The 12,033-nt window shown below is 62.2% G+C and carries 19 protein-coding genes; 12 read left to right on the top strand and 7 right to left on the bottom strand.

All coding sequences use genetic code 11. The features are described 5' to 3' along the window. Window positions 1–19: 19 nt before the first annotated feature. Together I6F24_RS08085 and I6F24_RS08080 are read right to left on the bottom strand one after the other, a co-directional pair. Entirely contained in the window at window positions 20–238 is a 219-nt protein-coding gene (locus I6F24_RS08085; RefSeq protein WP_225112821.1) for a hypothetical protein, read from the bottom strand. 226 nt (window positions 239–464) lie between these two features. After that, complete coding sequence (locus I6F24_RS08080) at window positions 465–677, bottom strand: hypothetical protein (RefSeq protein WP_225149594.1); 213 nt, start codon at window positions 675–677, stop codon at window positions 465–467. A 210-nt stretch (window positions 678–887) separates the two neighbouring features. On the opposite strand from I6F24_RS08080, the gene I6F24_RS08075 reads away from it, so the two are divergent. The 3 genes from I6F24_RS08075 (at window position 888) to I6F24_RS08065 (ending at window position 2,680) form a co-directional block, all read left to right on the top strand. Beyond that, entirely contained in the window at window positions 888–1,676 is a 789-nt protein-coding gene (locus I6F24_RS08075) for a TIGR04255 family protein (RefSeq protein WP_225149595.1), read from the top strand. Between the two features lie 250 nt (window positions 1,677–1,926). Then, entirely contained in the window at window positions 1,927–2,271 is a 345-nt protein-coding gene (locus I6F24_RS08070; protein WP_225156219.1) for a hypothetical protein, read from the top strand. Beyond that, window positions 2,225–2,680 carry a hypothetical protein gene (locus I6F24_RS08065; RefSeq protein ID WP_225149597.1) on the top strand — a complete coding sequence of 152 codons (456 nt, stop codon included), beginning with the start codon at window positions 2,225–2,227 and terminating at the stop codon, window positions 2,678–2,680. Before I6F24_RS08070 ends, I6F24_RS08065 begins: the two co-directional genes overlap by 47 nt. A 777-nt stretch (window positions 2,681–3,457) precedes the next feature. On the opposite strand, the gene I6F24_RS08060 is transcribed toward I6F24_RS08065, so the two are convergent. The 5 genes from I6F24_RS08060 to I6F24_RS08035 form a co-directional block, all read right to left on the bottom strand. Then, entirely contained in the window at window positions 3,458–3,715 is a 258-nt protein-coding gene (locus I6F24_RS08060; protein WP_346656902.1) for a hypothetical protein, read from the bottom strand. Window positions 3,716–3,717: 2 nt separating this feature from the next. After that, window positions 3,718–4,296 carry a hypothetical protein gene (locus I6F24_RS08055; protein WP_225156217.1) on the bottom strand — a complete coding sequence of 193 codons (579 nt, stop codon included), beginning with the start codon at window positions 4,294–4,296 and terminating at the stop codon, window positions 3,718–3,720. A gap of 457 nt (window positions 4,297–4,753) precedes the next feature. Further along, entirely contained in the window at window positions 4,754–5,914 is a 1,161-nt protein-coding gene (locus I6F24_RS08045; RefSeq protein WP_225149599.1) for a tyrosine-type recombinase/integrase, read from the bottom strand. A gap of 640 nt (window positions 5,915–6,554) precedes the next feature. Continuing rightward, window positions 6,555–7,040, bottom strand: coding sequence for a phospholipase (locus I6F24_RS08040; protein ID WP_225149600.1), 486 nt, complete (start codon window positions 7,038–7,040; stop codon window positions 6,555–6,557). A 93-nt stretch (window positions 7,041–7,133) separates the two neighbouring features. Beyond that, entirely contained in the window at window positions 7,134–7,760 is a 627-nt protein-coding gene (locus tag I6F24_RS08035; protein WP_225149601.1) for a S24 family peptidase, read from the bottom strand. 21 nt (window positions 7,761–7,781) lie between these two features. Here I6F24_RS08035 and I6F24_RS08030 point away from each other — a divergent pair, with 21 nt between their 5' ends. From I6F24_RS08030 to I6F24_RS07990, 9 genes are all read left to right on the top strand, one after another. Then, entirely contained in the window at window positions 7,782–8,105 is a 324-nt protein-coding gene (locus I6F24_RS08030; RefSeq protein ID WP_225149602.1) for a hypothetical protein, read from the top strand. Continuing rightward, entirely contained in the window at window positions 8,102–8,494 is a 393-nt protein-coding gene (locus I6F24_RS08025) for a hypothetical protein (RefSeq protein WP_225149603.1), read from the top strand. Before I6F24_RS08030 ends, I6F24_RS08025 begins: the two co-directional genes overlap by 4 nt. Continuing rightward, window positions 8,491–8,658, top strand: coding sequence for a hypothetical protein (locus I6F24_RS08020; RefSeq protein WP_225149604.1), 168 nt, complete (start codon window positions 8,491–8,493; stop codon window positions 8,656–8,658). The genes I6F24_RS08025 and I6F24_RS08020 overlap by 4 nt, the downstream gene beginning before the upstream one ends. Next, on the top strand, window positions 8,655–8,903 hold the full coding sequence (locus tag I6F24_RS08015; RefSeq protein WP_225149605.1) for a hypothetical protein: 249 nt from the start codon (window positions 8,655–8,657) through the stop codon (window positions 8,901–8,903). Before I6F24_RS08020 ends, I6F24_RS08015 begins: the two co-directional genes overlap by 4 nt. Further along, window positions 8,900–9,082: a hypothetical protein gene (locus I6F24_RS08010; RefSeq protein WP_225149606.1), complete on the top strand. Its 183-nt coding sequence runs from the start codon at window positions 8,900–8,902 to the stop codon at window positions 9,080–9,082. The genes I6F24_RS08015 and I6F24_RS08010 overlap by 4 nt, the downstream gene beginning before the upstream one ends. After that, a complete protein-coding gene (locus I6F24_RS08005; RefSeq protein WP_225149607.1) occupies window positions 9,079–9,570 on the top strand; it encodes an HNH endonuclease in 492 nt (163 codons plus the stop codon). The genes I6F24_RS08010 and I6F24_RS08005 overlap by 4 nt, the downstream gene beginning before the upstream one ends. Before the next feature lie 104 nt (window positions 9,571–9,674). Then, window positions 9,675–11,402 (top strand): hypothetical protein, encoded by a 1,728-nt coding sequence (locus I6F24_RS08000; protein WP_225149608.1) that lies wholly within the window; start codon window positions 9,675–9,677, stop codon window positions 11,400–11,402. Continuing rightward, window positions 11,399–11,776, top strand: coding sequence for a hypothetical protein (locus I6F24_RS07995; RefSeq protein WP_225149609.1), 378 nt, complete (start codon window positions 11,399–11,401; stop codon window positions 11,774–11,776). Before I6F24_RS08000 ends, I6F24_RS07995 begins: the two co-directional genes overlap by 4 nt. Then, complete coding sequence (locus tag I6F24_RS07990; protein ID WP_225149610.1) at window positions 11,773–11,961, top strand: hypothetical protein; 189 nt, start codon at window positions 11,773–11,775, stop codon at window positions 11,959–11,961. Before I6F24_RS07995 ends, I6F24_RS07990 begins: the two co-directional genes overlap by 4 nt. Window positions 11,962–12,033 lie beyond the last annotated feature (72 nt).

Raw genomic sequence — 12,033 nt, 5'->3', positions numbered from 1 at the left:
CGGAGGGCGGGCGCGTCGATCAGTCGACCGCCAGGCAATATTCGAGTCGCGGCTTGTCGTGACCGCGGCGCGCCCAGTCCTCAACTGCAAATGCAGGCTGACGTTGTCCCGTTGCGGCGCCAAGGATCGAGGCCTGGACCACCTTGATGGGCCTCGTGACCGCATTGGTGCTCACCAAGCCCGCGTCGACCGCCAAATACGAGATCGCAACGACCGCGACCGCAGATGCGATCGCCATTCTCGTCAATTCGGATTGCTGCATTCCCAAACCTATCGGGCGCGTCTCACCCGGCGCTTAGATAGGGCTGATCGGCGCCGTTCAAAGGCCGGCATATGGTTACCCACGCGTTCGTGAAGAGCGGCGGCGAGGCAACGAGCTGGCGATCCCGGCAGGACTCGAACCTGCAACCCGCGGAGTAGAAACAATCAGGGCGCGAAGGCAAAATCTGCTACTCAGCAAAGACTTAGCCGCCGCCCGCGCCGCGCTCCGGGGTTTTCTCCGGGATCAACCCGTCCAGGTAGCTCGTCAGGTTGCGAACCTTGACCTCGGCTGGCCATGATCCGTGCAGGACCTCGCTGACGTGCGCCAATAGCCTTGCGTATCTGTCTCGCTCGTCTCGCGCCAAATCGCGCTCCGCCGTCCTCAGCTCTAGTTCGAGGGCGCCGTAGTCCTGCACAGGGCCTTCCTGGTGCGTTATTTCGCGTTGGGGGGCTACCTCGGTGGGGGCGAGGTCCTTCGGGCGCATGGACGGGCCTCATGGCGGGTTTCCGGGCGGTTGGCGGCCCGTCCTGCCATTATAGCGGTCTCCATCTGTTAGGCGTAGTCCACAAGTGTCCTTGCCGTAGCCCAAGCGGAATGCTTTGGTTCGACGAATTGGAGAGTTTCGATGGTCCAGGCTCTAAGTGTCGCGCCCGCGGCCACCACGACGTTGCAAGAATTCATTTTGGCCGCTCATTTTCGGGCACCGCTGCCGCTTGGTGTGATGGACCTTGCTAACTGGGTTAGCTCATTTCCGGACTTTCCTCTGCACCAGGAATTGCCGCCACTTACCACTGCCAACATGCCGGCGATTGGCGCGCCCGAAATGCCGGCCATCGAGTTCGGCATGGGAACTATGCTTCCCCGAATGCTGCTGCGGTCCCACGATGGTCGGTACACATTGCAGCTACAGAACGACAGGCTGGCTTTCGGCTGGTCGCGAATCGAGCCGATCGGTGTAGCCGCAGAATATCCTGGCTTCGAAACGATGCTGGCCCAATGGACCGAAATGCGCTCGCGGGTCGAGGATTGGGTCGAGGGCCGTTTCCGGGCCAGGCCGCTGTACCGACTTGTTGAGGTCAATTATCTCAACGCGGCGCCTCTGGAGGTTGGCGGCAAGCAAAGACGGATTTCGGAAATCTTGAGATTCGGTCCGCCCGCGGGGCGCCTTGTGCATGGCTTCAACGTGCAGTGGGGCGAGCGTGTCTACCAAGATCCGGAAGGTGAGCCGCCGAGGGGAATCGTAAGAGCTGCCGTCGGGCTGGCTCAGGCGCCACCGGCAATTCCCGTTCTCACCTTCAATTTCTCAGGTATGGCGGCGGTTGCAGATGGTCAGGAAAGCAATCATATTATAAATGATCTTCATGCGAAGATTCGCGAGATCTACCAGAGCGCGATGATTTCAGATGCCCATTAATCAATTTTTAGCCGGTTCGTTGACGAGCATTTTGCTCGCGAATCCTGCGAATTTGCCGCCACCGGAACCATTGGTCACGCTGAGCGACAGATTCGGGTGGATCGATGCTTCTCACGCTGCGCCACCGCCTCCAGGTGCTGCGCCACCTTCTCGCCTCGAGGAGGGGCGCGCGACCTTATGGGCTAACCAGCTAGCAGCTAACGCCCGCGGCGTGTCCGCACTAAAAGCCGGTTGGGACGGTCCTGGCTCCGTGGCAATCTCTCCCGAGATTTTGGCTCGCGCGCTATTTTATGTCGATACCGCGCTCAAGGACGGGGCGAGCGACTTAGTTGCGCCCCGTCTTGTACCTGGCGGTGACGGCAGTCTCCAAATCGAATGGCACACCCGACGTGGTGAGCTGGAGCTCGACATTGACACTGATGGGTCAATGTCGATCTGGGTTCGGGATCATGCGAGTGGTGCGGAGTTCGACGGTGACGACGAGGAAGCGTTTGCTCTCTTTTATCGTTGGGCGCCCTGGATTGCTTCGCGTCTGCACGATGCCCCTCATGTTGCTGCTTCGACGCAAATGGCCTTCTTCGAAGTTGCAGCCTGAGTTTCGGTTTATCCGCGCACTGCGGTCGCCCTATCATGTCTCTTGGGATGAGCGCGGTTTCTACAGGATCTCCTCAAAGGCGTTTGGTCCGTCGAGCACTGATAAGAAGCTTTCCGGGGATCTCGAGGAAGTTTTGGCGCACGATGGGCTAAATCCTGACTGCATGTATCCGGCAGTCCGCGACCCCGTAGGGGCGGCATCCGTGACAATCGGTCAGATGCGAGAAGCTGGCGCACTGGTTGAGCATGATCCTACGACCTTCAATTGGTATCACGGCGCCGCGTCTGGCACCGGAAAAGACAAGGTCAAGCGAAAGCTCGCTAAGGTCGCTGTCGAATTCATCAAGATTGATCAGGCCCTGGCGAAGCGCCTGCACGAAGAGGCGGACGCAAAGCAAGTCTCGGCTTAGCCTGAAGCACTTGCTCGCGGCCGTTGTTGCTGCGATGTGGTCATAGCGAGCCTCCCGCCGGTATCAGCACAAAGCGGCGGCTGCGCAATTTAGACTTAGCCAGATCGACTTATTTCCCCCGACGAATAGCGTTGAGCCACAAACGCTTAGCGCGCTCGAGCTGCGCGCTCCGGGGGTTTCTCCGGGACTCGCGCTCGGCCTGACGCGCAATCCGCTTCTCATCCTCGAGGTCAGCCCACAGAACCCGCTCGCGAACGAAGACCGCAAACGTCTCGCTATAGTCGCTCGCATAGTGGCGCAGCAAGCCGGTACCAGCGCCGGTCGCGGTTTACTAGCGCAGCCGCCATTTCCGCTTCCGTGTACAGGCGGCCCACAGCGCCGCGCTGGTGCGTTATTTCGGCGTCCGGGCTGTCTGTGCTCGTCGCCGGGGCGCTTGGGCGCATGGACGGGCTTCCTAGCGGGTTTCGGTGTCGGTAATGATCCGGCCCTTTACAACGATCTGCAGCTCGCTACCGTGCCGCTGCTCCGGTGGTGATGACCAGATCGTGCGGACCTGGTCATCACCGTGCGGGAGTAGCGCCCGAGGGGGCAGGGCCGGTTTACGTTCCTGTGTCAAAGGACCCGGATTCCTGTCCCCTCTGGCCGAACCGCCATTGCGACTCGGTTGGCGGCAAATCTGCCATGCTCCGTGACTCCAGCGCATCCGTGCCTTCACGGGCCAAGTGAGCTATCCTTCCTTTGCACAGCCTCTGTGGATTGCGGGGATGAAGGAATTCATCATCGTCGCAGCGGCTGATCGAAATCCGGGCGCACGTCGGCGCCGCGATGGCCGCATTTGCTGCAGGTCAATTGGGGCTCGAGGTCGGAGAGACGCATCTCGTCCGCCCAGCGGTCGACTTCGGCGGCCGCCAAGCGGACCATGTGACCGCAGCGAAGATAATCGCCGCAATAGACCAGCAGGCCACGCGTGCCGCCGCGGCCGCCTTCCGGATTTCGCATCTGGCCGAGGCTAATCTTTCGCTCCGCCGGCATCATCCTTAGTTTCTGCGCAGGGCCCGTTCGAAGTCGTTGATGAAATCATCAGCTCGGTTCGCCAGGCTCCGCAGGCGATTGAATGCCTCAGCGAAACTCGGAGACTGGAAAAGTATGGTGTTGAGTTCCCCCACGAATGCGTCGATGTCGAAGGTGACATTGGCGGTTCTATCCAAGTTGGCGGCAACCAAGTTCGATTGAACGTGCCTAGCATATTGTCGCACGTTCAAGACGGCCGCATCAATCTCATGTAGGTACCGTTGCACCTGGTGGAACGGTTGGTCCGCTAGCCTAATGCCTCGGCCAAATCGAGGTTGCTGTGCCAGTACGGCCTCGCTGTTGGTGACCGTCTGCTCAAGGACTCTGAGGGTCCCATTTACAGCCTCAACACAATCTTCAAGTGACCGGCGCAGTTGACGGAGTTGCTGCCGCACGCTGTCATCGATCTCGTGGCGTTGCCGATCGCGCCGATCCCGAAAATCCAAAAAGGTGGACGCCATGGTTGCAATAGCCGAGAGACCCGCGAGAGATTGCAGTAGGATGTCGATCAGCTCGGGATCTAATTCTTCTTGTTCGAAAGCCATCATTAGCTCCGCTACCAGTCATTTGCTTTCAGGGACTACTTTTTGCACGGGAACGCTTCGGCGAGTGCAGTTTGCACCAAGGGTGCGCCCGACAAGTGCCGTTGAGCTGGATTTTGGTTGAGCCATTTGCAGACAACGTCCTTAACCTGCTTCAACGTCGCAGTCTCCGGCAAACAAAACGGCTTTATGGCGCGAGAAACAAACCCAAGGTTTGGGTTTCTGTCAATCTCGGACGACGGTATGTGAAAGTTAGCGATGGCGTGATCAGCCAACGTCTTATCGAACACGCCAGCCACATAAGCGCTAATGCCGGACTGATTGTTAAACGAGCATGACGTGTGCAGCTCATTTCCGTTGAAAAAATCAGCCCTGGCGGCAGATGTCCACATCAATGCTAAGAGTACGCAGCACCGCCTACAGACAGAAGCGGAGATTGAGACAGTCTCCTCATTGACTTTCATTCGCCACCCTTATTGATCAGCTTCTCCCGCGCGACCTCGCGGGCTCCGTGCGTCTCCTCCATGCCGGCGCGCAGATCCTCGATCAGCACGTCCGCGTAAAAGTCGGCCGTGGTCTTGATGTCGGAATGGTCCAGCATGGTCTGCACTAGCTTGAGATTGCGCGTCTTGCGCAGGGTGCGCCGCGCGCCAGTGTGCCGCAAATCGTGGATGCGCGCCTCTACGCCAGCTTTGTGCCAAGTGCGGTCTTTGTGCGAGGAGAAGCCATCCTTGGTGATGGGGTAGCGCTTGCCGACCTCGCGAATGTCGTCGGGATTGTGCGGGTTGCGCCATTTCTTCTTGCAGACCGTGGTCCAGACGAATTCCGGATGGTGGCCGCGGCGCCGCCAGAGCATCGCATAGGCCTCTTTCGTCAGCGGCTTGGTGATCGCCTTGCCGCCCTTGCCGATCACGCGCACGATGCCGAGCTCGAAGTCGACTTGTGGCCAGCGCAGAAACCAGTTGGATAGGCGCAGGCTCATGATGGTGCCGAAGCGGCGCAGCTCGGCATAATCGAAGTCGCCGGCCTCGATCTGATCGAGCGCGGCTTCCTGTGCGACGCTTAGCTCCGGGGTGTGCTTCTTTTCAACCTTGAGCTTGTGCTTTTTCCAAAGCGGCACCTTGCCGAGCGCGGCGTTCCAGTTGTCGCGGGCGCGATACATCACCTGGCGCAACAGGTCGATCGTGCGATTGACCGTGCGTGGGGTGATAGGCCGATAGATGATCTTGCTGCGGCCGTCGATCTCGACGGTGGAATCCCGCCGCTTGTCCTTGCGCCGCTCCGCGACCATCTTACTGACGTCGTCGTCGCTGATGGCGTGCAGCAACGTCTCGCCGCCCATGATCGCGATTAGGCGATCGAGTACTGCTTTGATCTTGATGTCGGATAGGTGCTGGCCGTGCTCGTCCCACCATCGCGCTGCCGCGCGGCCGAGCGTCAGGGGGCCGCGCTGCTCGGCGATCCAGCGGGCGACTTGCTGACCGGCTTCGGCGCGCTTTTGCTTCTCGACCTCGCCGGCCTCACGTTCATCGTCGCACTTTGTCGAGCCGTAAAAGCGATAACCTTTGATCTGGAACTCGTATTGGAAGTAGCGCGAGCGCTTGTCGCGGTAGACGGACATGCCCCTCGGTCCCCTGTCAAAAGTGCCTCAATGTCCGCGCGGGTAAAACAGCGTCGCGGCTTGTCCCGGCCCAAGCCCTTGCTCCGGTCGGGCAGACGGCCGGCGTCAATATGGCGCTTGATGGTTTTCCGGTCCATCGGGAAGAGGCGCGCCAGCTGGGGAACGTCGATCGTCACGAAGGCGGCGAAATGTGATTCGAGCGCGGGGGAAAGGGCATTCATGAGCGGCTCTGGGGCGGTTCGCAGGGGTGCAGCCGCTGGCCCCTCACTTCCGCGCGGCCGCTGGCGACCAGGCGGGCGACGAGGGAGTCGCCAATCCGCCGCGTGCCGAACCGCCAGCCGCCGCGCGTGGCCCGCTCAAAGGGGCTGAGTTTGAGCAGGCGTAGGTGTGTGTAGAGGTGGGCGGGGAGGCGCCGAGCCATGTCAGCTGCCCCTGAACGCCGGAGCGGCGAGCAGCGGCGCCTCGAGCGCGCACCGGATCCTCAAGGGTAGGGCCTCCAGCGCGAAGTCGCGCGCACGTGCGGTCGGGCGGTTGATCGCGCTTCGTTCTCGGTTTCTGGAAAGCTTCTGCCCTTTTTTGAAAAGACCCTGCACGACGTTCTGACTTGACAGAACAGGTTGTGGCGCCCGCCTTAATTGCCTCATGCGGCCGCTCCGTTTTGTCGGGAATAGGCCAGGGCACGTGCCGCATCGGCGTGCTCAAAGATCTGAGACTTCCGCCATCCCATCCGCACCAGGTCCGGCAAGGCGGCGCCCTCGTTGCGAGTGGTGATGGTGATGAAGTCGTCCGCAAGCTGGGCGATGGCTGCCGGCCCCTCAAGGCCCGCCCGGGCTCCAGGAATGGCCTGCGGGGCAATCAGGCCGGCCACACGCTCCCGTTCGGCCTGAGCGGCCTCCTGGGCCGCGGCGGCGTCCTGGCGTGCCTTACGGGCCGCGAGGAGGGCGCTCATGGTGGCTTGGCGGTTGATCCGCTTGCCGCGCATTACCGGCCCCGTGCGGGGACAGCCCTTCAAGCGGACGTCCGCGAATTGACCTTCGGCCGGCAATCGGAAGAACCCGTGGAGGCGCAGCTGGGCGTCGAATTCGGAGGCGGTTAGATCGGCGGGGGGCGAAGTGCGACGCGGCAAGGTGAGTCTCCCGTAGAGTGTTTCACGGGAAACAATATCGTCGGAAATTTCCGACGGTCAATCTGTAAAGTTGGAAATTTCCTACAAAACTGTCTAGAGGTCTAAAATTGTCCGTTTGACCCTGCCAATAACCTCCAGGTCGCGGGCCTTAAAGAATACCGGTTTGTTAAGGGGGTTGGTCGAGAAGGGCGCCAGGTGCGGATTGGAGCCGCCTTGCCACATCTTGTAAGTCGTCTCGCCCTTGACTGAAAACACATAGCAGCGCCCGTTTACCAGAGATCGTTCGGCCTTGTTGACTACGATGATGGACCCCTCTGGCGAGTACCGGTCCATGGAATCGCCCTCTACTGTCAAAGCAAAAAACTCCCCGCGGCCGAGATCCGCAAAGGCCAGCAGAGGTACATCGTCCAGGGGGATTTGACTTGCCGGGCTTCGCAGACGGCCAGCTGTGACCCGATCCAGCAGAGGGACCATGGCAAGCTTCGGAGCGCCGTGGCTGCTACGTCGGGGAGGGGGGCCGATGAGATCGGGGATGGTCCATTGCAGGGCTGCGGCCACCAAAGGCTGCTTTCCCGCGCTGAAGGACTGTTTCTTGCCCTCTAAAAAATCCCGGATGTAATTCCGCTCCAGGCCAGGAATGGCTTTTGCGGCCTCAATGGGGCTGAGGCCCAGCTCGGCTAGGCGCGCCTTAATCCGTTGTCGGAGTTCGTTCTTTTCCATTGCGGAAATATCCGACGCGCCTTGTTCGAAAGCGAATGGGATGTTTCCGACGATTGTTTGTCGACGAATCGGAAATTTCCGACTATTCGTCGACGCATGGAGCAAGAGCTGAGTCGTAACCTGACCGCGGTCGCCGAGGCGTTTCGCTTCGTTCGGCCGCTCACGCTTCCCACCCTGGGGCGCTTGGCTGCCGGAGATTGGCGCTTCTTCGATCATTTGCAGGATGGCTCGAAGACCTTCACGGCGCGGAAGTACGACCAAGTCATGGACTGGTTCTCCGAGAACTGGCCCGGAGGTGCGATTTGGCCTGAGGGCATCGCGCGTCCCGAGCGGGTGACGTCATGAGCCCCATCCGCTCCGAACAGTCAAAGCACCGGTCCGATCAACCGATCGGCAAAGACCGATCAGTTGATCGCTGGTTTTTGCCCATCGCGCTGACATTCCGAAAGAATTTCCCGAAGAAAACCGCCGAGGTTCTGGCCGACATGGCGGGTCTTCGCGATGTCCGTCCAGCCGAGCTTTGGCTTGATGGTAGCCGCGCGCCGAGCGGGGAAGCGCTCGCCCGGATGATTGCCTCGGCCCATGGCGACCTCGTCATTCGCGCGCTCACCCAAGGGTCGGGTCAGACCTGGGTCAAGCGCCACCGGCGCATCGAAAACTTGGCAGCCGCGCGGGCTGCGGTCGAGGCCGCGCAGCGCCGTCTTGCCGAGGCCGAAAGGGGCATTGAGCCATGACCGAAGCTGCCACGCGTCTTTCGAATCCCGACGATCTGCGCTTCCTGGTCATGCTAGCCGCCGTGCTGCTCGCCGGCGCCGGCCTCGCTGTCCTGGTCGGCCTCCAGCCTTTTCTGCATCGACAGGATGGTGGGTTCGGCTTTCGCTGGGTCAAGCGCCAATGAGGGCGGCCCGCGCCATCCTGTTCGGGCTCGACCGGCAAGTTATCGTCGGCGCTGTCCGCGTCGTCATCGCTGACGAGACCCCCAAAGTCATCCTGTACCAGGGCGATCCATTCCTGCCGATGCCGGCGCCGCCCGGCTGGGATGCAAAGGCAGTGCTCGCCTACGGGCAGGAGCGACCGTACCGCGCCGATGACGGCCTGCTCGAGGTTGCCGGCGCCTCGTTGAAGGGCGAGGTCGCATCATGACGACGACCGAACACGCCCGGCGTCGAGCCCTCATGCGTAACGCAATGATCGGCGCGGTGACCTACCGCGCCGGCCCCAGCAAGGCCGAGTTGCAGGCGCAGCTCGCAGAGGCCGTGCGGAACACGCTGGCGATGGCCACGCCGGACGATGAACTTCTGAACGAGCGCAAGTCCAAATGATGTACGCACCGATCAACATCATCGGGGCGCGCGCAGTCGATTTCGAGCGCGACTTGCCGGACCTGTCCTGGACGCCGTGGCGCCGGATCTGGCTGTCATCGCGCGATCCGGTCTGGACCTTGGTCGACGCCGACGATTTCGAATGGCTGTCGCAGTGGCAATGGAACGTTTGGCATGCCGGGCGCGGCAAGGAATGCTTCCTTTACGCCAAGCGAAACACGGGCGAGCGGCGCGACACTCTCCGCATGCATCGCGAGCTTCAGATCCGTAACGATCCGCGCGATGGCGAAGTCGTGGCCGCCCACGTTGTCGACCACATCAACGGCCAAACTCTCGATAACCGGCGCGCCAACCGACGCTGGTCGACCAAACGGGACAACAGCATCAACCGTCGCACGCGCGGTGAGGCGCCAAGCCTGGATCAAATCCTCGCGGACTTGCTCGCCGGCCTGCCGGCGCGCCCTCAGCTCGAGGAGATCCCGTTTTGACCGCCCTGGTGCGATACGAAGCGGCGCGAAGGGCGCTGGCCGAGGCGGTTGCGGTCGACGAGGTCATGGCGATCCACGACCAGGCCGAGGCGATGCGGCATGCGATGCGCATCGCGGGCGACAAGGCGCTTGAAATCCAGGCCGCTCAAATCCGCTTCCGGGCCGAGCGGCGCCTTGGCGAGCTAATCGCGGCGCAAAAGCAGACAATAGGCATGAACCGTGGCGCGCTTCGCCGCGGTTCTCAATCAGAACAGCGGGACGAGCGGCCGACGCTGGCCGAGGTCGGCATTGATCGCAAGCTTTCCTCGAAGGCACAGCGCCTGGCGGCAATGGACGCCGCGGCTTTCGAGCAAGCCCTTGAGCAGCACGCCGAGCAGATGCGCGCCGGTGTTGGGCGCATCGCCATGGATCTGCACAAGATCGGTGCCGAGGAGCGGGGCCGCGAAGCCCGGCGCGAGCTGGCGATCGCGCTTTCGGCGAAGTCCGCCGAGCTGCCCTCCGGGCGGAAATACGCGGTCATCTATGCGGATCCGCCCTGGCATCGCGACCAGGGCGTGACCTCGCGCTCATACGAGAACCATTACCCGACCATGTCCTGGCGTGAGATCTGCGCGCTGCCGGTCGCCGAGCGCGTGCTGCCCGATGCTTGGCTGTTCCTCTGGATCCCGCGCGCGCACGCCTTCGCGTTGCACGAAGTCGAGATAGAGGTCGAGGTCGTCGAGACCGGTGAGATCGTCCGCGCCAAGGTCATGCTGCCGCTCGGTTGGGCCGTCGCGCAGTCGTGGGGCTTTGATGCCTATTCCACCGCATTTGTCTGGACCAAAACCGACGAGGATCATCCCGACGAGGGAGGCGGCGCCATCCTCGTGCGCGACCAGGACGAGCTGCTGCTGATGTTCAAGCGCGGCAACGGCCTACCGAAGCCGGAGAAAAAATTCGGCTCAAACCACCGCGAGCGCTCGCGGCCGCTCGGCCATTCCACCAAGCCGCAGCATTACCGGCGCATGATCGCTGAGATGGCCGGCGCCAACGTCCCAGCTCTCGAAATGTTCGCGCGCTTCGACCCGCGAAATCCGGCGCCTGCCGGCTGGGACCTCTGGGGTAACCAGGCGGGGGAGGAGGCACCGCCAAAGGATCTCCCGGAGCCTTCCGGTGAGGCCGCGGCGGCCGCGGCGGAAGCAACTGACGGGGCCAGCGCCGCTGCGGCTGTCGCGGAGCCGCCATATGACGCCTGCGAGGTCGTCGTCATCGATCAGCGCGCCGGTTCCGAATGGCTGCAGCCTGCCGAGCTGGATGCGCTCGAGCTGGCCGAGCTGGAGCAGCTGCGCATCCTATCGGATTTCTGTCACCCAAAGCGTGGCGCCATGCAGAACGTGCTCGGCCCACATTGGGCCGCGCGCGAAATGGCTTATCTCTCCGGCGGTCAATGGCAACTGCGCGAAGCCGGTAAGGTGCGCCTGGGCGAGTTGATCGACTCCCTAGCACCGCCAGCGCCGGCCGCTCTGACCGAGCCATATCGCGCGCCGCAGATGTCGCTGTTTGATGTGGCGGCGCCGCTGCTGGATTGTCCGGCTCCCGAGGTGGTCGATGGCGCGCTGCAAACGCGTCTGCCGATCGATGTCTATGAACTGGCCGAGCAGATCGCGCTGATCGAGATCGCCGCAGGCAATTGGCGAAACGTCGATCCCGAAATGAGGCGCCACCTAGTCGGAGCGCGCGAGTACGCGCACTGCACGACCGACGATCGCATCCTCATCACCGACGAGGGCAGGGCCTTCCTGGCCCAGCTGGTGGCGCCGGCATCACTTCAACAGCAGGGGGTTCCAACGTGACAACGATCTTGCCGCATCAAACAATCCCACCGCACGCGATGCGTCGCGTGGTGCTGGAGTCGCCGTTTGCTGGCGATATCACCGCCAATGTTGACTATGCCCGCGCCTGCATTCGCGACAGTCTTTTGCGCGGCGAGGCACCGATCGCGTCTCATCTGCTCTACACCCAGCCGGGCATCCTCAATGACGACGACCGCAGTGAGCGCGCACACGGCATTAATGCGGGGCACGCGTGGATGTACGGCGGCGGCGTCCAGGCCGTCGTGGTCTACGTCGATCGCGGGGTCTCCACCGGCATGGAAGCCGGCATTCGCGCCGCTGAATTCCTTGGCCTTCCGGTGGAGCGCCGCTCGCTCAATGGCGGTGCCGCATGATCCGCGATCAGATCCTCATCGGTGCCGGCTTCGTCGTGCTCTTTGCTGGCTTCATGGCCGGCTACACCATCGCTTGGTGGCAGCGCGGCCGTCTGGCCGAGCGAGTCCTTGCCTACGTCTCGGGCCCTGAGACCACCGTGATCCTTGGAGACCTCGAGGCGCGCGTGCGGAGGTCGCAGGCGTGAAACACAAATGGAGCAAGAAGGTTCACAGTGATGACGGCCGCTCATCACGAAAGTGCTGCGAGCGCGTGGGCT

The organism is Bradyrhizobium sp. BRP23 (assembly GCF_020194135.1).
Taxonomy (GTDB): domain Bacteria; phylum Pseudomonadota; class Alphaproteobacteria; order Rhizobiales; family Xanthobacteraceae; genus Bradyrhizobium; species Bradyrhizobium yuanmingense.
The sequence above is the reverse complement of the archived record's forward strand: the minus strand, read 5'-3'. Positions and strand labels throughout refer to the sequence as shown.